The organism is Sedimentitalea sp., from assembly GCF_039973035.1.
GTDB lineage: Bacteria > Pseudomonadota > Alphaproteobacteria > Rhodobacterales > Rhodobacteraceae > Sedimentitalea.
In genome coordinates this window covers 79267-99440 of the sequence record NZ_JBDWLR010000090.1, presented here as the reverse complement: position 1 = coordinate 99440, position 20174 = coordinate 79267, and the positions used below count along the sequence as shown (strand labels likewise).

Genomic DNA, 20174 nt, shown 5'->3' with positions numbered 1-20174 from the left:
TCACGCCACGACCCGGTTCAGCAAGGTGGCGGCACGCGTGGCTTCTTCGCGCAGAACGGGCCAGTCCGGTACATCATTGTCCCACTCCACCAGAACAGGGCGCGGACCCGATTGGGCCAGCGTATGATCCAGCAGCGCCCAAACCGGGTCGGCCACCGGGGTTCCGTGGCTGTCAATGAGCAGAGGCGCGCCATGGTCATCGGTATCTTCGTCATGGCCGCCCACATGAATCTCGCCAACTTCGCCAAGGGCAAAACCGTCGATATAATCCTGTGGCGTGGTATTCAGGTTCGTCGCCGAGACAAAGACGTTGTTGACATCAAGCAGCAATCCACAGCCAGTCCGCTGTGCCAACTCGGCAAGGAAATCGGTTTCGGACCACGTGCTTTCGTCAAAGGCCAGATAGCTTGATGGGTTCTCAAGCAGCATCCGGCGGCCAAGGACGGTCTGAACCTGGTCAATGTGATCAGCGATGCGTGTGAGCGTGGCATTGGTGTAGGGCAGGGGCAGCAGGTCGTTCAGGAATTCGGCCCCGTGAGTAGACCAGGCGAGATGTTCGGAAAAGCTCGCGGGGTTCAGCCAGCCAACAAGCTGCTTCAGCCGCGCCAGATGGTCCGTATCCAGCGCGCCCTCGCCACCGATGGAGAGGCCGACGCCATGCACGGAAACTGGAAATTGCTCGGACAGAGCGCGTAGCTGCGCCAGCGGCCGCCCACCATCGCCCATGTAGTTTTCGGCATGAATTTCAAGCCATTCAACCGCGCCGGGGGCATTGGTGATTTCGGTGAAGTGCTGAGGCTTGTAGCCGACCCCGACACCTGCTGGCAGTGATTTGGTCTGATTTCTGGCATCCAGCATGGCACAGGTATCCTGTAGGTGGGGCGGGCCGAAATCGGCCCACCCGAATGCGTGGCTTATGCAGGCAGATCGCGCTTGAGAGCTTCGAGCGAACCGTGGCGCGCGGTGCCGTCGGCCATTGCCGGCAGGTCCATGTCAGCACATTTGCCCGCGTCGACAAGCGTCCAGGCGTTGCCCTGATAATCTACGGTCGATGTACCCGCGCAGGTGGTGCCGGGGCCAGCGGCGCAATCGTTCTGACCGGCCAGCGAAACGCCATAGCACTTTTCCTTGGCCTGCGCGCTTGCTGTGTTGGCGGTTGCGGCGAGCGCGGCGGCAACGGCGCCTGCTACGGCCAGTGTCTTTGCTGTGTTGGACATGGTTTGTCTCCCTTGCATTGATAAACGTTATTGATCGGTGATGGTGGAACGATACGTGGTCAGCAGCGCGACGTGAATTCACGAGCCCGTGCGTCACGTCCCCGTCAGGCCGTGTTACGGCAATCGAGAGTGAAACCGTCCAAAATTGGGGGGGAATTGTCAAATGTTTCAATCCGGCCCGGTTTTCGGGGCCGGATTGTTACGCTTGGATCGCGAATATTACAGAAGATCCGGAGGCGTCGCCTCGTGTGACAGGGCCGCTGTAACATCTGCCAGCGCCTGAACGCTTGTGCGCTTGTCGCCCAGTCGGCGCACCGACACGGTCCGCTCTTCGATTTCGCGCCCGCCAACCGCAAGGATCACAGGAACCTTGCCCAGCGAGTGCTCGCGGACCTTGTAGTTGATCTTTTCGTTGCGCGTGTCAGCCTCTGCACGCACACCGGCCTTTTGCAGTTCGGCAATGACCTCATGCACATAGTCATCAGCCTCGGAGGTGATTGAGGCAACGACAACCTGACGCGGGGCGAGCCAGAATGGCAGCTTGCCTGCATGCTCTTCGATCAGGATGCCGATGAACCGTTCAAACGACCCAAGGGTTGCGCGGTGCAACATGACCGGGGTGTGCCGATCGCCGTCTGCGCCGATATAGGTCGCGCCCAGCCGTTCGGGAATGATGAAATCCACCTGCAAGGTGCCACATTGCCAGTCCCGGCCAATTGCGTCGGTCAGCACGAATTCCAGCTTGGGACCGTAAAACGCACCTTCCCCCGGGTTGAGATCATAGGCACATCCGGCGGCATCGCAGGCTTCTTTCAGAAGCTTGTCGGCCTTGTCCCATTGTTCATCCGTGCCGGCGCGTACCTCCGGCCGATCCGAGAACTTGACCTTGAAGCTTTCAAAGCCGAGATCGCTGTAGACGTTGGACAGGAAGTCGAGAAATCGCTTTGTCTCGGATTCGATCTGGTCTTCTGAGCAGAAGATATGAGCGTCATCCTGTGTGAAACCGCGCACCCGCATAATACCGTGCAGTGCGCCCGAAGGTTCATACCTGTTGCAGGATCCGAACTCGGCCATGCGCAGGGGCAGATCGCGATACGATTTCAGCCCCTGCTTGAAAATCTCCACATGGCAAGGGCAGTTCATCGGCTTCAGCGCGTTGACGGCCTTTTCCCGTGCATGCTCCTCGTCGACTTCGACGATAAACATGTTCTCCTGGTATTTGTCCCAGTGCCCCGAGGCTTCCCACAGTTTCCGGTCGACCACTTGCGGTGTATTCACTTCAACATAGCCGCCGCGAGTTTGCTGGCGACGCATATAATCCTGAAGCTGGGTGTAGATTTTCCAGCCGTTGGGGTGCCAGAAAATTTGACCCGGTGCTTCCGGTTGCAGGTGGAACAGGTCCATCTCGCGGCCCAGCTTACGGTGGTCCCGTTTCGCAGCCTCTTCCAGCATGTTGAGATGCGCTTTCAGCTTTTCCTTGTTCTGAAAGGCAACTCCGTAAATTCGCTGCAACATCGCGCGGTCACTGTCACCACGCCAATAGGCACCTGCGATCGACATCAGCTTGAACGCATCACCCGGCACCTGCCCGGTATGTTGCAGGTGTGGGCCACGACACAGATCCTGCCAATGCCCATGCCAATACATGCGCAGGGGTTCGTCGCCCGGAATGGCTTCGATCAGCTCGACCTTATAGGGTTCGTTGTTGGCGGTGTAATGCTTGATCGCACGCTCGCGATCCCAGACCTCGGTGGTCACGGGGTCGCGCTTGTTGATGATCTCTTTCATCTTCTTTTCGATCAGCCCCAAATCTTCGGGGGTGAACGGATCCTCGCGATCGAAATCATAATACCAGCCATTGTCGATCACCGGGCCAATTGTAACCTTTGTGTCGGGCCAGATTTCCTGCACGGCACGGGCCATGATGTGCGCCAGATCGTGGCGAATCAGCTCGTTGGCCTGCGCCTCGTCTTTCAGGGTGTGAAGCGCGATGTCGGCATCCACGTCGATCGGCCACGCCAGATCCCAATGCTGCCCATTGACGGTCGCACTGATCGCCTTTTTGGCCAAGGAAGTGGAAATATCGGCTGCAACCTGCGCCGCGGTGATACCGGCGTTATAGGATCGTGCATTGCCATCAGGAAGAGTGAGAGAGATTTGGGCCATCTGGGCCTCCTCGTCGGTTTGGCGCCCACTGAACGCCCGGTTGCGGGTTATGTATGTGCCGCCTATTTGGGGCGCACTTAAGGGCAAGTCAACCGGCTATTGCACGACATCGGGACTTGCTTCCAATGATGTTGGCCTTGATAGTCCGCGCCAAAAGCTTCGGGTTCGGCAGGCCGGGGCATTGGAAGCCTAAGCGCGGAGTTTCATGACATGATCGCAACGGTTCGCGCTCTCGTTACACTTGTGCTGTGTGCCGGGCTGCTGTCCTGCACGCGTCCGCCCGATCTGATTGGCATCGATAATGGCACCGAGCCGGTTCTCAGCGTGAGCGACGCCAGCCGCCAGAAGATATTCATTGCAACCACCCGAGAAGCGACCGAAGCCATCGGAGTCTTCTATTCGGGCGAGCGTGCTCCTGATCTGGGGTTGTCCTCGGTTGTAGTGTCGATCCCGCCGAGCCATCAGTCAGGCATGATTGAGCGGCCAACGCGGTTGCCTCCGGACCCCAGAACCGAATTTGCAGTGATCGAACCGTCCGTCTATGCCAACTCGGACTCATTTGTGGCGGGTCTCAATGCCGAACTCGCGCGGCGGGCACCTCAGGACCGCGACGTGCTTTTGTTCATCCACGGCTACAACAATACCTTCACGGATTCGGTCCTGCGGATCGCGCAGTTCGTCGAAGACACGAATTTCTCGGGCGTACCGGTGCTGTTTGCCTGGGCGTCCGCCGGGAAGGCATCTCACTATGTTTATGACCTCAACAGCGCGCTTGCGGCACGACCGCAGTTGCTGAAAACAGCCAGAATACTGGGGTCGTCACGCGCACGGGGGATTGATCTGTTTGCTCATTCAATGGGGTCGCTGGTGACGGTGGAAGCCTTGGTCGAGGCGAGCGTATCGGAGAGGCCATATACCTTTGACAGGGTGAACAACGTCATGTTCGCGGCCCCGGATATTGATCTTGATCTGTTTAAGACTCAGTTGAACCGTATGCAGGGCGACACTGGGAACTTCTTTGTGTTCGTGTCCAGAGATGACCGTGCTTTGATGGTCTCGCGGCGGATTTCAGGGGGTGTCGAGCGGGTCGGTGCTGCGGATGCGGCGGAGCTTTCCAGTCTTGGCGTTACTGTCATCGACCTAAGCGAAATAGACGACTCCGCATCGGGGACGCATTCCAAGTTTGCCGGCTCTCCCGAGGTGGTTCAGTTGATCGGCTCAAGCCTCGAAAAGGACAACTTTGACACCAAGGTAAAGCCCCCGACACTGGTCGAAGTGCTGAACGATGTGCCGGTCGTTCGGGTGCTTGTCCCGGATTAGGGCGTATCTCTTGTTGGCGTGGGGACATCCTGCCGGATGGCCTCGGAAAAACCTGGCTTCAACCCGTACGCGTTGGCGCGGCGGTCGATCCTGCCCAATGCCCGCAGATCCGAGATTGAATACCGCATGTCCAGCGCCTGTTGGTCATAGGCGTAGTCGGGCACATATCCGTTCGCCAGCAAGCGCCAGTCAAATGGCAGACCGTTGCCGATCGCCCGCATCATGCGCACCACGACGGTTGTACAATTCGTGGTCAGGGAATTGTAGAACGCGGGCTGCCGCGCCAGCGCGTTTGCATCGCGCACGTATTCGGTCAGCAAGGCCCTTGCTGTCTTTGGGCTGGTGTGCAGTCGAAACAGTTGCACGTCTTCGTCGCGAAAGTTCGACCGCACACCTACAACGTCGCGTTCATCCGCCGCCAGAATGATCAATGTGTTGGACTTGAACGCATCCGCGATCGGGGAAAATTTGCCATCCACCTCGCGTCGCACCTCGACAGACCACGCAAGGTATTCACCGTCCGAAAAGCCGAAGCTGACGATGAAATGAGCCATCAAGGGGCCTGCCCAGTAGGACAGGAACATATCCACTGTTTGCAACTTGCTCAGGTCATAACTGCGGGTTTCCCACTGAGGCGTCGCGTCGTGGGCGCCGTGCCAGTCAAAATTGCGCCTATTCTCAAGTGTGAGGATGTCGCCATCGATCTGCCCGGTTACCTGTCGGGCCACATCCGGCGCCCAGTTGCGATCGGCCGGGGGCGTAATTCCGCCCCACCAGAACAGAATCCCGGCAAACACCAACCCAAACAGACCGAGCACACCGACCCTGCGCCGCGTGAACAGACCCAGACAGACCAGAAAGCCAAAGAATGTAAACGCGCCGATCACATAGGGTTTCTGCTGTTCAGCGACCGGCCCGTGATACCAGAACGCCAGCGCGCCCCACAGGGTCGCGAGCGCAATAGCCAACAGGCACAGGATAATAGGGATGAGGCGAATGATCCGGAACATGGGCGACCTTTGTTGAATAAATGAAGCCTTACGAAGTCCGGCAAGTGGCGACAACCCCGCGAACCGCGAGGAACCTCTGACGCGCGGGGCCTTGCTCAATTCGGCATTTGCAGCCAGCGCCGCGTCGTGCATGATCGCCCAAACTTCGGAGGGACCATGACCGAGCCAGCCTATCTTGAGACACCGCAGGGGCGGCGCATCGCCTATCACATGACCAAGGGAAACGGGCCCTGCATCGTGTTCCTCGGCGGACTGAAATCCGACATGCAGGGGACAAAGGCGGTGCATCTGGAAGACTGGGCAAAGCGCCATGGGCAGGCTTTTTTGCGGTTCGATTATTCCGGCCACGGCGAATCCAGTGGCACGTTCGAAGAGGGCTGTATTGGTGATTGGGCAGAAGACACGCTGGCGAGCGTTACTTCCCTGACAGAGGGACCGCTGGTTATTGTCGGCTCCTCCATGGGGGGTTGGCAGGCGCTGCTGCTGGCCCGAGCGATTCCCGAGCGCATTGCCGGTATGGTCACTATCGCTGCCGCGCCTGATTTCACCGAAGACGGATATTGGGCCAACTTCACGGATGCCCAGAAACAGGCGTTGGAAACGGTTGGCCACGTGGAGTTGCCGTCGGATTACATGGAACCTTACATCATCAGCAAACGCATGATCGAAGATGGCAGAACCCGTCTGGTCCTGCGCCAGTCCTTGTCATTGCCGTTTCCGGTCCGCTGTCTGCAAGGCACCCAAGATACCGCTGTCAGCACCGAAACCGCGCTGCGTCTGCTGGGCCATGCCGATTGTGCCGACATGCGGCTGACACTGGTCAAGGACGCAGATCACCGATTTTCGGATGAGCCTTGTCTGGGGCTGATTGAGGATGCCGTCGCGGATGTGCTGCGCGGGGTCAGCTAGATGCGCAAGCTCGGCAAGATATTAGGCCGCATCATTGCCAGTCTTGTCGGGATCGTTGCCGTGATTTGGTGGCTTGGCCCCTACGAGCCTGTCGATCTTTCGGCAGAGTTCGAGCCGCGAAAGTTTGGCGAAGGTGTCCAAGTCTACTTTGAGAGCATCGAGTCAAGGTATCAGGATATCACGCCGGGAACCGAAAAGCGTGTTGTCTGGGCCGGGCAAAGCGAAACGCGTACGCCCATTTCGATCCTCTACCTGCATGGTTTTTCTGCCACCTCCGAAGAAATCCGCCCGGTGCCAGACCGTGTTGCACGGGAGCTTGGGGCAAATCTGGTCTTTACCCGGTTGCGCGGTCATGGGCGTGGGGGCGAAGCCATGGCCGAAGCGACCGTCGCGGACTGGATGTATGACCTCGCGGAAGGATTGGCCGCTGCGCGCGCCACGGGGGACAAGGTGGTGGTATTGGCCACATCCACCGGCGCGACGCTGGCTGCGGTCGCGGCAGTGAACCCGGACCTTGCCAGGGACGTTGCCGCAATGGTCCTGATCTCGCCGAACTTTGGCCTTCACGATCCGGCCTCAGCGTTGCTGACGCTGCCGGCCGTGCGGTGGTGGGGGCCGCTGGTTGCAGGCGAGACGCAAGCGTTTCAACCCCAGAATGACGCTCATGCGCGCTATTGGACAAGCAGTTACCCCACAGTCGCGCTGTTGCCGATGGCGGCACTTGTCAAAGTGGTGAGTGCGCTGGACTTTGGCGGTGCGCAGATGCCGGTGCTGTTCTATCTCTCAGACGATGACGCCGTGGTAAGCCCCGACATATCGCGCCGCATTGCCAACGATTGGGGCGGGTCCGCAACGGTTCATGCTGTAACGATGGGCGAGGGCGACGATGCGTCCTCGCATGTGATTGCAGGTGATATACTGTCGCCGGGGCAAACCGATACTGCGGTGGCGACGATACTGAACTGGTTAACAGAGCAGGGGATTAGATGATGGAACAACGGATCAGCCTCATCACGTTGGGTGTTCCTGATATGGATGCCGCCGCCGCCTTCTACGAAGCATTGGGCTGGCAGAGTGTGCCAGCTCAGGAGGGTATCATCGCTTATGATCTGATCGGGCAGACCCTTGGGCTCTATCCGTTGGAAAATCTGGCGCGTGATATGGGGCTGCCGGTAGACGATCTTGGGCACGGGGCAATGACGCTGGCGTATAACGTTCGCGACAAGCAGGACGTTGCTGAAACTCTGAATGCAGCAGAGGCGGCAGGGGCGACCATTCTCAAACCCGCCCATGATGTGTTCTGGGGCGGTCATATCGGGTATTTTCGTGCGCCTGACGGTTGCATCTGGGAGGTGGCGTTTAATCCCTATTCGCCGCTGGCCGCAGATGGGGCCTTTCGCTGGACCGGATACGAGTGATGCGTGCCCCACGCAGTATGCGGGGGCTGGAGAATCTGGGGCGTGTTCGGTTATCGCGCTACTTTTTCATGCGTGACTTTCTGTATTCCGAGATCGCCAACATGCACGAACTGAGCAACATTCCCGAGGATCCGGACCGCGTCATCGAAAACGGTCGCGCGTTTTGTCAGACGCTGATGGACCCGCTCGAAGAAACATTTGGCCGGATCGCGGTGCGCTCTGGCTATCGCTCTCCGTCGTTGAATCGGTTCGGAAACGAGAACCGGCTGAACTGCGCACGCAACGACAACCCGCTGGAATGTCACATCTGGGATCGCGGAGAGGGCGATCAGCGGATAGCGGGCGCCTCCGTGGTCATTCCGTGGTTCGCCGATCAATATGAATCCGGCCGCGACTGGCGGGATCTGGCGTGGTGGCTGCATGATCATCTGACGTATTCAGAGATTTGGTTCTTTCCAAAACTCTGCGCCTTCAATCTCGTCTGGCGGCCCGTGCCGCTGCGCCGTATCGACAGCTATATCGCGCCGCGTGGCCATCTGTTGGTGGCCGGGCAAGAGCCGGAAGAACCCCTGTCGCAACGCAAGGCCCGCTATGCCGATTTTCCGCAGTTTCGGGGGATTTCAATGCCTGCTGTAGCTAAACAGACTGATGCGTAGGGAATTTGTCGCGATCTACCGAAAGGCGGGTCAGTTGTAAAGCGCTGCGCGTTCTTCCTTGTCGATCAGGCGGATGGGTGCGCGTGGTTCGCCCGTCGCGATATCAAAGAACGGTGTTTTCTTCCATCGTCCCGACAAACGCGCTGCAGCCAAACGGGACATGATGCCCATGACCATCCGCCCGCCGTTCTTGTGCTTGGGAGGACCACCCGCCTGAGGCACAAAACTCTCTGCGGCCACTGGCCCAAAGACTGCAGGATCGTCCGTGTTGGAGAGCAATACAGTCACAAAAGCGAGGCCAGGACGGCTTAGCGTATTGAACATTGGTGTATTGCAGCATGCGGCGTACCAGCGAAGGGGCCCCTTCGGGCTGAGCCGCAGGATCGCAAGGTGTTCGGCGCCGGATGAAAACTGGATGGTGTCCGGGCTGGTCTGAAACATGTCGACACCGGTCTGTGCCGAGTCAGTATGCCCAAAGTACCGACCCGCTGCGCGACAGTCGCCGCAATGACAGACCAAGTGTACGCCGGTCTTCGGGCCAGCGGCCGCTACGCGCCCGCAGACTTTGCCGCAGGAACAGGAAAACCCGGTTTCGGCCATGCTAATCGCGCCTTATTCGGCGGCGACGTTGCTGTTGGCCGCTCGTTTGCTTTTGCTCGGAGGTGATGTCCGGCTGTTCGCGTCAATGAACTCCAGCACGAGGGGGCGAATGTTATCGCGCCACGACTTTCCTGCGAAGATACCATAGTGGCCCGCGCCGGGTTCAACATGACTGGCTTTCTTGCTGTCCGGCAAGCCGGTACAGAGGTCCAGCGCGGCGATACATTGGCCCGGGGCGGAAATGTCGTCCTTGGCACCTTCTACAGTTTTCACCGCAACATTGGTGATCTTGCCAATATCGACCGTGTGACCATCCACGACAAAGACGTTTCGCGCGATTTCGCGTTCCTTGAATATCCGCTCGACCGTGGAAAGGTAGAATTCTGCAGTCATGTCCATAACCGCGAGGTATTCGTCATAGAAACGGTTGTGCGCATCGTGTTCCGATGCCTCGCCACTCGCGACTCGCCCGATCTGTTCTTTGAATGCGCTCGCGTGGCGGTCAGAGTTCATCGACACAAAGGATGCCAGTTGCAGAAGCCCGGGATAAACTTGGCGCCCGACACCTGGATATTTGAAACCGACCCGCTGGATCATGGTTTCCTCGAGTTGTCCCATCGTGACGCGGGCGCCAAAGTCGGTGACCTCGGTCGGGGCCGCGTCCGGATCGACAGGCCCGCCGATCAGCGTCAGCGAACTCGGCTGCGCGTCCGGGTCCTGTTCGGCCAGATAAGCGGTCGCAGCCAGTGTCAGCGGGACCGGTTGGCAAACGGCGATCACGTGCGTTTCAGGGCCCATTTCGCGCATGAAGTCGACGAGATAGAGGGTGTAATCCTCAATATCGAATTTGCCGGCAGAAACCGGGATGTCGCGGGCATTGTGCCAGTCGGTGATATAGACTTCGCAATCGATCAGCAGCGATTTGACGGTGCTGCGCAGCAGCGTTGCATAGTGACCGGACATCGGTGCGACCAAAAGCACCTTGCGGGGTTTCGGTTCACGTCCGCTGACCTTGAAATGAATCAGATCGCCAAATGGGCGCTCAACGACGGTTTCGATGTCGACAAGATGGTCTTTGCCATCCTCGCAGGTAAAGGTTCGGATGCCCCAGTCGGGCTTGACCACCATGCGTTGAAAGGTGCGTTCTGTGACTTCGCCCCAGGCAGCCATCCAATTGATCGCAGGGTTTGGAATCATGCTGAAGATCGGATAGGATGCAAGAGCAAGGGCCGACGCACCCATCCACTGATTGGTGTTACGAGTCGCCTCCATCAGGTCGTAGGTCATCATGTAGCGCATTCGGGACTCCAAATATCAAAGACGATCCCAAACAGGATCGCACCGGTCGTCGCTTTGCCCCCCGAACCTGGCGACGTTATTCTGCACAGCAGCGAGATTACGAGGTATTCCTTAAAATGACAACCAAACAAGAGGGCGTAACCGACATTTCCAGTGAACATTTGGAGAGCTTTCAGAAAAACCTAGAGAAAATCGAAGATTTATCTCGGCGCCTGATGGAAGTCATGACTCATAAAACCGGCCACAATGCTGCGCTGGACGCCCCGAAACAGGATTTGTTTGCAAAGGCAGCAACCGCCTATTGGGCCGAGGCGATGCAGAATCCATCAAAGCTGATCGAGCAGCAGGTTGCGTATTGGGGGAAATCGCTCAAGCATTTTGCCGACGTGCAGGAGAACCTGGTCAAGGGCAAGCTTACCGCGCCAGCCGATCCGGGCCCGCAGGACCGTCGGTTTGCCAATCCGATGTGGGATCAGCACCCTTACTTCAATTTCCTCAAGCAACAGTACCTGATCAACTCAGAGGCGATCAAGCAGGCGGTCGAGAGCGTTCAGGACATGGACGACAAGGAAAAGCAGCGCCTGTCCTACTTTGCCAGTCAAATTGTCGACATGATGGCGCCGACGAATTTCTTTGCGACCAACCCGGATGCTCTGGAAAAGGCACTGGAAACAGACGGCCAGTCTCTGGTCGCAGGGCTTGAGAACCTGATCTCGGATCTCGAAGCGAATAACGGCGAACTTGTTGTCCGGCTCGCGGACGAGAAAGCCTTTGAACTTGGCGGTAACATCGCGACGACACCCGGAGACGTGGTCTATCGCAACCGTATGATGGAACTGGTTCAATACAAACCCGTCACCGACACCGTACATGAGATCCCGCTGGTCATCTTTCCGCCATGGATCAACAAGTTTTACATTCTGGATCTCAAGGCACAGAACAGCCTGATCAAATGGATCACCGAGCAGGGCTATACACTGTTTGTGGTCAGCTGGATTAACCCGGATGCGAAATACTCTGAGACCGGGCTGGAGGACTATATTCAAGACGGCTATCTGACCGCGATCGAAGAGGTCAAAGCCATCTGCAAGACCAAGCAGGTCAACGCCGTTGGCTATTGCATTGCCGGAACCACCCTGTCGATGACCTTGTCCTTGATGAAGCAAAAAGGGGACAAATCGGTAAAATCAGCCACGTTGTTCACTGCGCTGACCGATTTTGGCGATCAGGGAGAGTTCACACCGTTCCTGACCGATGACTTTATCAACGGTATTGAGGCGGAGGTCGACGAAAAGGGCTATCTGCCCTCCTATATCATGGCGCGAACGTTCAGCTATTTGCGATCCAATGATCTGGTCTACAAGCCGGCAATCCGCAGCTACATGATGGGTGAATCTCCGCCAGCCTTTGATCTGCTCTATTGGAATGGCGACGGCGCCAACCTGCCTGCCAAGATGGCCAAGCAATATCTGCGCGGTCTTTGTCAGAGAAACGAGTTTACACAGAACGGCATCGAGTTGATGGGGCATACCCTCAAGGTGTCTGATGTGGACGTGCCAGTGTTTGCGGTGACCTGCGAAACCGATCACATCGCCGCCTGGAAAGATTGCTATCGCGGCGTGCAGATGATGGGCTCGCGCAGCAAGGAGTTCATTGTATCGGAGTCCGGACATATCGCGGGCATCGTGAACCCGCCGAGCAAGAACAAGTACGGGCACTATACCAACAGTGATCTTAAGCAATCGAGCGTCGACTGGATCAAAGGTGCCGAACGGCATGACGGATCGTGGTGGCCGCGTTGGGAAAGCTGGCTAAAAAAGCGGTCGGGCAAGCAAGTTCCGGCGCGTGAAATCAGTGATTCGAACCGGCCATCGCTCGCTCCAGCGCCGGGAACCTATGTGCGCATCAAGGCAACGACCTGATATTACTCGTAAATTAAGATAATGCTGCGGCGCAGCAAAAATAACTTGCAATGCCGCGCTGCAGCATACATATTGTCCTCAGCAGACAGACACGGGATCGTCCCGGTCAACAACGCAAGGATTAGGACAATGGCTAACACACAAGATTTCACCGCCGTCATGAAAGACATGATGGGTAGCTTCCCCGTTGACACCAAAGCAATGGAAGAAGCGTTCAAGACACAGGCAACCCTGAACGAAAAACTGTCGGGCGTCGCACTGGATGCAGCTTCCAAATCGGCCGCTCTGTCCAGCAAATGGACCACCGACACAATCGCCAAACTGGGCGAAATGGCCAAAGCCAAAGCTGAGCCCGCCGACTATGCCAAAGCGGCTACAGACTTTGCGTCGGCTTCCGCTGAAGTTGCTGCCGAAAACATGGCCGCCTTCGCTGAAATCGCGAAAAAAGTTCAGACAGACACCGTCGAGCTCCTGATGGCAGCTGGCAAAGACATCACCGAAGATGCAACTGCCGCCGTCAAAAAAGCCACAAACGACGTGACTGCTGCTGCTAAGAAAGCGGCGGCTAAGTAAGCCACGCAACTACAGAATTGCGCCAACTCCTCCCAACCGGTGCAATCGCGGGGGCAGGTCGAAAGACCTGTCCCCAATTTTTTTGGCCAAGTGTTGTTCTGAAAGCGTGCAAATGCAGCACCGGGCCTGATCACCGTAACCCATTCAGGGTTATCGTGATTGAAAAACCAGCATAAATTCGAGTGCCCTTTCTTTTTGTGCTGCGCTCGCATAGGCTTTTCTGCAATGCATCATGTCTCGGGAGGATATTTGGTGGCGGAAATGGAAAAACCTCTTCTTATCAAGCGATACGCCAGTCGACGGCTGTATAACACCGAGACCAGCGACTATGTCACACTGGAAGATATCGCGGGATTTATCCGGGGCGGGCGCGAAGTTCAGATCGTCGATCTGAAGTCCGGTGATGATCTGACCCGGCAATATCTGCTCCAAATCATTGCCGAACATGAAAGCCGGGGCGAGAATGTTCTGCCGGTCAACGTGCTGAACGATCTGGTGCGCAGCTATATGATTCCTGGTGGCGGCATGATGCCCCAGTTTTTGCAAAGCTCTTTCGAGATGTTGCGCGAGAACCAGACCAAGATGATGGAAGCCATGAACCCAATGTCCAAAATGCCGGGCTTTGAGGCGATGAAGGCGCAGCAGGCGGCCTTTCTCAAGGCGATGACCGGCGGTATCGGCAACACGTGGAGCGGACCGTCCGAAGGCGGAGAGGCGACTGCAGACGACAGTTCGTCCGAAAATCTTGAGGACATCAAGAAGCAGTTGGCTGAACTTCAGAACAAGCTGTCCAAGCTAAAGTAACCTGATGCAGCTGAGGCGCTGGCCATCGGGCCAGCGCTGTTCGTGACTTCTGAATTTATAGCGTCTGCGTGTCAGGTCCCGTAGGCTGGGATTGGACCCATGACATCTTCGACTGCATTCAGGATGATGTCTGCGATCACGTCCAGTTCGGCTTTGCTCAATCGTACCGGAAGACGCACGTCACATGCTCGCATCAGCATGGCGCGGGTCTGGGGCAATTCCGGCAGATCGGAAATGAACTGCCAGTTCCAGAACGCGCGGGCGTTGTCTGCACTTTGGCCAAAGACCTGCACCTTGACCCCACGCGCTTCTGCGGAGGCGGCGAAGGACAGGATTTCGTATTCATCCATTCCGACAAGATTGAACTGGATCGAATCCGGTGCTCGGGCCTCTTGTGGCAGGGGCAGTGGCACGTCAAAATTTGGTGAACCGTTCAGCCGTGCGGCGACGTAGTCATGATTAGCCAAGCCATCGCGAACCCGGCGTGCGAGCTCTGGTATCTGCGCCCGCGCAACCACCGCAGACAAATTGCTCATGCGCAGATTGTAGAGTGGCAACATGTTTTGCCACCGCGAAAACGCCGCCTGTAATTCGGGCGAGTTAGCCCCCTCGGGGCCCTTGTGCTTTTTCCAGTTGTGTTCGTAGGCACCGGACATGATCACCGCACGGGCCACAAGATCGGCGTCATCGGTGATCAGAATACCGCCTTCGCCAGCATTGATCATCTTGTAGGACTGGAATGAAAAACAACCCATCCGACCGATTGTGCCGATGTTCTTGCCGCTCCAGGTCGTGCCAAGCGAATGCGCGGCGTCTTCGATTACCGGAATATCGCGCGCGTCGCACAACGCCATGATTGCGTCCATGTCGCTGGTATGTCCGCGCATGTGGCTGATGATGACCGCCTGCACATCGGCAAGCTTTGCTTCGAAGTCCGTCATGTCGATGCGGTAGTTTTCACCAACCTCGCACAGAACCGGCAGGCAATCGGCGTGTATCACCGCTGAAGGAACCGCCGCGAACGTAAAACCGGGTATCAGAACACGGGCGTCGCGGGGCAAATCAAGCGCCTTTAGTGAAAGGAACAGAGCGGCAGAGCAGGACGACACGGCCAACGCATATTTGCAGCCCATCATCTCGGCGAACTCGGTCTCTAGCAGCGCCACCGGGGCATCGCTTGGTGCGGTGTACCGAAACAGGTCACCCGATTGCATCAGGGCATCAATAGCATCGCGGGCTGATTGGGGGATGGGTTCTGCGTCATGGACGTTCGGTGGCAAGGTCATATTTCGATTTCCTTAACTTAACCTGTGGCTTTATTAAATTAATCCGCGGAAACTGCCAACAGAAAATCGGGCAGGGTCGGCCACTCCCTGCCTATCGGTCTGATTCGGAAATCTACTCGCTAGTGTGACTCGTTCACTGGTCCATGGGCGCGATGCGCAGCATGGCAGACATTAACAGGCTTCTTGTGAAGAATTTTGGGGCTAGACGGTCAGGTGCCCAGCCGGTCGCGCAGACTGTACCAGGTCATGGCCAACACCAGCAGTGGAGAACGCAACATTGCGCCACCCGGAAACGAAGGGGCGGGCACACGGGCCATGGTGTCAAAGCCATCGGCCTGACCTTTTATTGCCAGCGCCATCAGCTGGCCCGCATGGGTCGCCGTGCCAACCCCATGCCCGGAATAGCCCGAAGCCGACAGCATGTTTGGTCCAAGCCGCGCAAGGAACGGCATACGCTTCATGGTGATCGCCAGCGTTCCGCCCCAGGCATAATCGATCCCGATATCCGCAAGATGCGGATAAATCTCGGTCATCGGTTTGCGCACCAATGCGGCTATGTCGGCAGGGAAGGTATAGCCATAGCTTTCACCACCGCCAAACAGCAGCCGGCCATCGGCACTCAGACGAAAATAGTTCACCACGAACTTGCTGTCGGCAATCGCCACGTCCCGTGTCAGAACCTGAGCTGTTTCTGCACCAAGAGGCTCTGTCGCGACGATGAAATTGTTGATCGGCATGACCCGTGCGGCAACTTTGCGGCTGAGCCCGCCGAGATAGCCGTTGCAGGCGAGGATCACATGATCGGCGATTACGCGGCCTTTGTCGGTCTGCACCGTCGCGGGTTGGCCCTCGGCGATGTGATGCACATGCGTTTCTTCGAAAATGCGCACCCCTGCCGCAGCCGCTGCGCGACCCAGCCCGAGAGCGTAGTTCAGCGGATGCAGATGCGCAGCACCCCAATCCAGCGTGCCGCCTTTGTAGGCCGGTGAGGGACAGAGAGCATGGCAACCCTGGGCATCCAGAGCCTCGATCTGGTCATAGCCATAGCGCGTTTGAAGATGCTCGGCATAGGCATGCAGGTCATCGACGTCGCGTCTGGATGACGCTGTATGTGCAACGCCGGGCTTGAGGTCACAGTCGATCTTGTGCCGCTCTATCAGGTTCTTGACCAGTGCCTTGCCGTCTTCGGCCAGTTGCCAGAGCTTGTCCGCCTCGGCATCCCCGAGCATCTTTTCCAGCCCGTCCTGATCCATCCGCTGACCGCTTCCCAGCTGCCCGCCATTGCGTCCGGATGCGCCAAAGCCGACGCGATGGGCATCCAGCAACACAACATCCATACCCGTCTCGGCAAGATGCAGGGCGGCAGACAGCCCGGTGTAACCCGCCCCGACAATACAGACATCGGCGCGGGTTTCGCCGCGCAAGGGGGCAAAGTGATCCAATGGATTGGCCGTCGCGGCATACCAGCTGTCAGGGTACTCGCCGCGCCGGTCGTTAGAGAACAAAAGATTCATGGTGCCCTCGCAGGTCGCTGTCTGGTCGGACCGACCTAGACGTTCAGCAGCAGATGTTCGCGTTCCCACGGCGAAATGACCTGAAGGAATTCTTCGTATTCCGCGCGTTTGACGATGCTGTAGACGCGGGCAAAGTCCGGACCGAGCACCTTGTGCAGGTCCGTGGCCGCTTCGAACAGGGTCAGGGCCTCGCCCATGACGCGGGGAATATCCTCGTCTCCCTCATAGGCGTCGCCACGGTATTGCTTGTCCGGACGACGCTCTTCCATCATGCCCAGATAGCCACAGGCCAGCGAGGCCGCGATGCAAAGGTATGGGTTGCAGTCCATACCGGCGAGCCGATTTTCCACACGACGTGCCTCGGGGCCGGAGAGGGGAATGCGGATGCCAGTCGTGCGGTTGTCGCGGCCCCATTCCAGATTGATCGGCGCGGCGTGATCGCGGGTATAGCGCCGATAGCTGTTCACATAGGGCGCCATCACGGCGATGGCAGACGGCAGGTGATGCTGAAGGCCACCAATGAAATGGTAAAATGCATCGGTTTCGCCACCTTGCGGTCCGGAAAAGATGTTGTTGCCGGTTTCGATATCCAGAATCGAATGGTGAATGTGCATCGCGCTGCCCGGCTCGTCGGCAATGGGTTTGGCCATGAAGGTTGCGAAACAATCGTGGCGCAAAGCGGCTTCGCGGATCAGCCGTTTGAAGTAGAACACTTCGTCCGCAAGCTTGACCGGATCGCCGTGACGCAGGTTGATCTCAAGCTGTCCCGCGCCGCCTTCCTGCGTGATGCCGTCAATCTCGAATCCCTGCGCCTCCGCAAAGTCATAAATATCGTCGATGACCGGACCAAATTCGTCGACCGCAGTCATCGAATAGGCCTGACGCGCGGCGGCAGGACGACCGGATCGCCCCATCATCGGTTCGATCTGTTTGGCGGGGTCAATATTGCGAGCGACCAGAAAGAACTCCATCTCCGGCGCAATCACGGGTTTCCACCCCTGATCTTCGTAGAGCTTGACCACCCGTTTCAGAACATTGCGGGGCGAACAGGGCACCGGGTTGTCCTTGCGGTCATAGGCGTCATGTATCACCTGCAACGTCCAATCGCCGGTCCAGGGGGCCGCTGTGGCGGTGGACATGTCGGGGCGCAGGATCATGTCTTTTTCGATGAATCCGTCTTCGCCTGCCGCTTCGCCCCAGTCGCCGGTGATGGTCTGGTAAAAGATGCTGTCGGGCAGGTGAAAGTAATCCTGTTTCGCGAATTTGCTGGCCGGTACGGCCTTGCCGCGCGCAATGCCGGGCAGGTCGGAAATAATACACTCCACCTCGTCCAGACGCCGACCTTCGAGATAGGTTCGGGCGGCTTCGGGCAGGCGATCGGAAAAGTCGGTCATGTCTTACGCCCCTTCTTGAAGAACTCGGCCATTTGCGCCGCAATCTTGTCATTGTCGTTCGGCTGGGCGAGTCGCTTTGTCGCCGCGTCCAGCAGGTCGTCAGGCACCACGCCCCGACCACGGGTTTGGATCAGCCCATCGATAAAATCATTCCCGAATTCAGGATGTGGTTGCACCGTCCAGATCGTGTCACCATAGGCGAGGACAGCGTTCTGGCAAAAGTCACTGGAACCCAGCACCCGCGCGCCTTTCGGCAGTTCGGTCACCTGATCTTGGTGCCAAGCGTTCAGGGTCAGCGTTTCATCGCCCACTTGATAGGTCGTGCCGCCTACGGCCCAGCCGCCACCGAACTTTTCAACTTTTCCGCCGAGCGCCTGAGCAATGATCTGGTGGCCAAAACACACGCCAATCAGGGGGCGACCGCTTTGCGCAATATCGCGGATCAGATCCTCAAGTGGCGGTATCCACGGATGATCCTCATAGGCACCGTGCTTTGACCCGGTGATCAGCCAGCCATCAGCGTCATCCACACCCTTGGGAAACTGGCCATCGACCACCGGAAAATTGACAAAGTCGAAATCATACCCGGCGAGCAGAGTTTCGAATATCGTGTCGTAGTTTCCCATGGACGCGCGCATGTTGTCTGGCGCGTGTCCGGTTTGCAGGATGCCGATTTTCATGTTTCACCAGAAATTTGATCAAATTCAGGATAGCAGCAGCGTGATGCGGCGGCAAGAGTACTCAGACAGACTCGAGATAGCTGAGCCAGTGAGTTTCGGGCGCGCGCCGGGAAAAGACCTCTTGCTCTTGTCTCTTGGTCATCACGAGGTTGCGGATCATCTGCGGAGAAAAGATACGGGCGATCAATGGATCGCTTTCAAACGTGTCGATTGCGGCGTCCCAGTTTGGCGCAAGGCGCGGCAAGCCTTCGACCTCGTAGGCATTGCCGGTGACCGGGGGCGGCGGGGTCATCGCGTCTTCGATGCCGATGAGGGCAGCGCCAAGGATAACCCCAAGCACAAGGTAAGGATTGATGTCACCACCAGCGACGCGATGCTCGATCCGCCGCGCGGCGGGCGGGCCACCGGGGATGCGGATCGCGGCCGTGCGATTTTCATAGGCCCAGGCCGCGTTTGTCGGAGCATGAGCCCCCGGTACAAGCCGGTCATATGAATTGCCATGCGGCGCAAAGATCAGCGTGCTGGGGGGCATCGCGGCGATACAGCCGGCGACGGCGGACAACAACAGGTCGCTTCCCTTGGCATTGCCATTGTTGAAGATGTTGTTGCCTTCGGAATCCAGAACCGAGAAATGCACATGCATCCCATTACCGGCATCGTCGGCATAGGGTTTGGCCATGAATGTCGCCGCGAACCCGTGTTGACGGGCAATCCCACGCACCAAAGCCTTGAAAAGCCACGCATCATCTGCTGCCCGCAGCGCATCCTGATGGTTCAGGTTGATCTCGAACTGGCCCATGCCGCTCTCGGAAATGGCGGTTTGCGCCGGAATTCCCATCGCCTCGCAACCGTCATACAGGTCGGTGAAAAAGTCATCAAAGGCATCCATTTGTGCAAGCGACAGGATCGCCTCACCATGCAGCGGACGACCGGTCACCGGGTTCAACGGGGCTGTCGGGGCCATGCCGCTGTCATCCACCAGCGTGAATTCCATTTCGGTGGCTGCCAACACACGCCAGTCGCGCGCGGCATAGCGATCCAGAACCGAAATCAGTGCGTGGCGCGGATCACCTGAAAACGGCGCGCCGCGTTCGGTGAACATCGACATCGGAACCAGTGCCGAGGGCTTGGCAAGCCAGGGCATCGGTACCGGGCCGCGTTCGGTCGGACGCATGATCCCGTCGGCGTCGCCACTTTCAAACACCAGCGGGCTGTCTTCGATATCCGCTCCCCAGAGATCGACGTTGAGCGTTGAGAACGGCATCCGCACAGCACCTGTATCAAGCTTGGAGGCGAAGGATGCGGGAACACGCTTGCCGCGCATCTGCCCGTTCAGATCACAGGCGGCGATGCGAAACGTCGGAAAGGCGCGAAGGTCCATGATGAATGTCCTGAGTGGATACTGG

19 protein-coding genes are annotated in these 20174 nt (G+C 57.9%); 8 read left to right on the top strand and 11 right to left on the bottom strand.

Features of this window, described 5'->3' with window-relative positions:
• The 3 genes from ABJO75_RS23965 to thrS all read right to left on the bottom strand — a co-directional run bounded on the left by ABJO75_RS23965 (position 1) and on the right by thrS (position 3383).
• Entirely contained in the window at positions 1-858 is an 858-nt protein-coding gene (locus ABJO75_RS23965) for a DUF692 domain-containing protein (protein WP_348127692.1), read from the bottom strand.
• 56 nt (positions 859-914) lie between these two features.
• Positions 915-1217, bottom strand: coding sequence for a DUF2282 domain-containing protein (locus ABJO75_RS23960; protein WP_348127689.1), 303 nt, complete (start codon positions 1215-1217; stop codon positions 915-917).
• A 219-nt stretch (positions 1218-1436) separates the two neighbouring features.
• A complete protein-coding gene (gene thrS / locus ABJO75_RS23955) occupies positions 1437-3383 on the bottom strand; it encodes a threonine--tRNA ligase (protein ID WP_348127686.1) in 1947 nt (648 codons plus the stop codon).
• A 210-nt stretch (positions 3384-3593) separates the two neighbouring features.
• On the opposite strand from thrS, the gene ABJO75_RS23950 reads away from it, so the two are divergent.
• On the top strand, positions 3594-4703 hold the full coding sequence (locus tag ABJO75_RS23950; RefSeq protein ID WP_348127683.1) for an alpha/beta hydrolase: 1110 nt from the start codon (positions 3594-3596) through the stop codon (positions 4701-4703).
• On the opposite strand, the gene ABJO75_RS23945 is transcribed toward ABJO75_RS23950, so the two are convergent.
• A complete protein-coding gene (locus ABJO75_RS23945) occupies positions 4700-5713 on the bottom strand; it encodes a DUF4105 domain-containing protein (protein WP_348127680.1) in 1014 nt (337 codons plus the stop codon). The two genes, ABJO75_RS23950 and ABJO75_RS23945, sit on opposite strands and share 4 nt — an antisense overlap.
• A 156-nt stretch (positions 5714-5869) precedes the next feature.
• Here ABJO75_RS23945 and ABJO75_RS23940 point away from each other — a divergent pair, with 156 nt between their 5' ends.
• From ABJO75_RS23940 to ABJO75_RS23925, 4 genes are read left to right on the top strand one after another with little or no spacing between them, the layout of a single operon-like run.
• Positions 5870-6622, top strand: a complete 753-nt coding sequence (locus tag ABJO75_RS23940) for an alpha/beta hydrolase (protein ID WP_348127677.1) — start codon at positions 5870-5872, stop codon at positions 6620-6622.
• Entirely contained in the window at positions 6623-7612 is a 990-nt protein-coding gene (locus ABJO75_RS23935) for an alpha/beta fold hydrolase (RefSeq protein ID WP_348127675.1), read from the top strand.
• Complete coding sequence (locus tag ABJO75_RS23930; protein ID WP_348127777.1) at positions 7612-8040, top strand: VOC family protein; 429 nt, start codon at positions 7612-7614, stop codon at positions 8038-8040. Before ABJO75_RS23935 ends, ABJO75_RS23930 begins: the two co-directional genes overlap by 1 nt.
• A gap of 17 nt (positions 8041-8057) precedes the next feature.
• On the top strand, positions 8058-8696 hold the full coding sequence (locus ABJO75_RS23925) for a hypothetical protein (RefSeq protein ID WP_348127774.1): 639 nt from the start codon (positions 8058-8060) through the stop codon (positions 8694-8696).
• Between the two features lie 30 nt (positions 8697-8726).
• Here ABJO75_RS23925 and ABJO75_RS23920 read toward each other — a convergent pair whose 3' ends face one another.
• Positions 8727-9296, bottom strand: a complete 570-nt coding sequence (locus ABJO75_RS23920; RefSeq protein ID WP_348127672.1) for a DUF6151 family protein — start codon at positions 9294-9296, stop codon at positions 8727-8729.
• A 12-nt stretch (positions 9297-9308) separates the two neighbouring features.
• Positions 9309-10595: a polyhydroxyalkanoate depolymerase gene (gene phaZ, locus ABJO75_RS23915; protein WP_348127669.1), complete on the bottom strand. Its 1287-nt coding sequence runs from the start codon at positions 10593-10595 to the stop codon at positions 9309-9311.
• Positions 10596-10711: 116 nt separating this feature from the next.
• Between phaZ and phaC the strand changes: the two genes are divergently transcribed.
• The 3 genes from phaC (at position 10712) to phaR (ending at position 13894) form a co-directional block, all read left to right on the top strand.
• Positions 10712-12517, top strand: a complete 1806-nt coding sequence (gene phaC / locus ABJO75_RS23910; RefSeq protein WP_348127666.1) for a class I poly(R)-hydroxyalkanoic acid synthase — start codon at positions 10712-10714, stop codon at positions 12515-12517.
• Positions 12518-12646: 129 nt separating this feature from the next.
• Positions 12647-13090, top strand: coding sequence for a phasin, PhaP (locus tag ABJO75_RS23905; protein WP_348127663.1), 444 nt, complete (start codon positions 12647-12649; stop codon positions 13088-13090).
• A gap of 252 nt (positions 13091-13342) precedes the next feature.
• Positions 13343-13894, top strand: a complete 552-nt coding sequence (gene phaR / locus ABJO75_RS23900; RefSeq protein ID WP_348127660.1) for a polyhydroxyalkanoate synthesis repressor PhaR — start codon at positions 13343-13345, stop codon at positions 13892-13894.
• A gap of 71 nt (positions 13895-13965) precedes the next feature.
• Here phaR and ABJO75_RS23895 read toward each other — a convergent pair whose 3' ends face one another.
• The 5 genes from ABJO75_RS23895 to ABJO75_RS23875 all read right to left on the bottom strand — a co-directional run bounded on the left by ABJO75_RS23895 (position 13966) and on the right by ABJO75_RS23875 (position 20149).
• Entirely contained in the window at positions 13966-15180 is a 1215-nt protein-coding gene (locus tag ABJO75_RS23895; RefSeq protein ID WP_348127657.1) for an aminotransferase class I/II-fold pyridoxal phosphate-dependent enzyme, read from the bottom strand.
• A gap of 209 nt (positions 15181-15389) precedes the next feature.
• The gene (locus ABJO75_RS23890) at positions 15390-16694 is read right to left on the bottom strand and encodes an FAD-binding oxidoreductase (RefSeq protein ID WP_348127654.1); all 1305 of its coding nucleotides are present in this window, start codon (positions 16692-16694) and stop codon (positions 15390-15392) included.
• 35 nt (positions 16695-16729) lie between these two features.
• Positions 16730-18088: a glutamine synthetase family protein gene (locus ABJO75_RS23885; RefSeq protein WP_348127651.1), complete on the bottom strand. Its 1359-nt coding sequence runs from the start codon at positions 18086-18088 to the stop codon at positions 16730-16732.
• The gene (locus ABJO75_RS23880) at positions 18085-18768 is read right to left on the bottom strand and encodes a type 1 glutamine amidotransferase (protein WP_348127648.1); all 684 of its coding nucleotides are present in this window, start codon (positions 18766-18768) and stop codon (positions 18085-18087) included. The genes ABJO75_RS23885 and ABJO75_RS23880 overlap by 4 nt, the downstream gene beginning before the upstream one ends.
• A gap of 61 nt (positions 18769-18829) precedes the next feature.
• The gene (locus ABJO75_RS23875; protein ID WP_348127646.1) at positions 18830-20149 is read right to left on the bottom strand and encodes a glutamine synthetase family protein; all 1320 of its coding nucleotides are present in this window, start codon (positions 20147-20149) and stop codon (positions 18830-18832) included.
• Between the last annotated feature and the right edge of the window lie 25 nt (positions 20150-20174).

Excerpts from the sequence above, each read along its gene's own strand:
- ABJO75_RS23885 (WP_348127651.1), bottom strand. The coding sequence starts at position 18,088 with ATGACCGACTTTTCCGATCGCCTGCCCGAAGCCGCCCGAACCTATCTC.
- ABJO75_RS23935 (WP_348127675.1), top strand. The coding sequence starts at position 6,623 with ATGCGCAAGCTCGGCAAGATATTAGGCCGCATCATTGCCAGTCTTGTC.
- ABJO75_RS23880 (WP_348127648.1), bottom strand. The coding sequence starts at position 18,768 with ATGAAAATCGGCATCCTGCAAACCGGACACGCGCCAGACAACATGCGC.
- ABJO75_RS23905 (WP_348127663.1), top strand. The coding sequence starts at position 12,647 with ATGGCTAACACACAAGATTTCACCGCCGTCATGAAAGACATGATGGGT.
- thrS (WP_348127686.1), bottom strand. The coding sequence starts at position 3,383 with ATGGCCCAAATCTCTCTCACTCTTCCTGATGGCAATGCACGATCCTAT.
- ABJO75_RS23875 (WP_348127646.1), bottom strand. The coding sequence starts at position 20,149 with ATGGACCTTCGCGCCTTTCCGACGTTTCGCATCGCCGCCTGTGATCTG.
- ABJO75_RS23945 (WP_348127680.1), bottom strand. The coding sequence starts at position 5,713 with ATGTTCCGGATCATTCGCCTCATCCCTATTATCCTGTGCCTGTTGGCT.
- ABJO75_RS23930 (WP_348127777.1), top strand. The coding sequence starts at position 7,612 with ATGGAACAACGGATCAGCCTCATCACGTTGGGTGTTCCTGATATGGAT.
- ABJO75_RS23960 (WP_348127689.1), bottom strand. The coding sequence starts at position 1,217 with ATGTCCAACACAGCAAAGACACTGGCCGTAGCAGGCGCCGTTGCCGCC.
- ABJO75_RS23920 (WP_348127672.1), bottom strand. The coding sequence starts at position 9,296 with ATGGCCGAAACCGGGTTTTCCTGTTCCTGCGGCAAAGTCTGCGGGCGC.
- phaC (WP_348127666.1), top strand. The coding sequence starts at position 10,712 with ATGACAACCAAACAAGAGGGCGTAACCGACATTTCCAGTGAACATTTG.
- ABJO75_RS23940 (WP_348127677.1), top strand. The coding sequence starts at position 5,870 with ATGACCGAGCCAGCCTATCTTGAGACACCGCAGGGGCGGCGCATCGCC.
- ABJO75_RS23950 (WP_348127683.1), top strand. The coding sequence starts at position 3,594 with ATGATCGCAACGGTTCGCGCTCTCGTTACACTTGTGCTGTGTGCCGGG.
- ABJO75_RS23890 (WP_348127654.1), bottom strand. The coding sequence starts at position 16,694 with ATGAATCTTTTGTTCTCTAACGACCGGCGCGGCGAGTACCCTGACAGC.
- ABJO75_RS23965 (WP_348127692.1), bottom strand. The coding sequence starts at position 858 with ATGCTGGATGCCAGAAATCAGACCAAATCACTGCCAGCAGGTGTCGGG.
- ABJO75_RS23895 (WP_348127657.1), bottom strand. The coding sequence starts at position 15,180 with ATGACCTTGCCACCGAACGTCCATGACGCAGAACCCATCCCCCAATCA.
- ABJO75_RS23925 (WP_348127774.1), top strand. The coding sequence starts at position 8,058 with ATGCGGGGGCTGGAGAATCTGGGGCGTGTTCGGTTATCGCGCTACTTT.
- phaZ (WP_348127669.1), bottom strand. The coding sequence starts at position 10,595 with ATGCGCTACATGATGACCTACGACCTGATGGAGGCGACTCGTAACACC.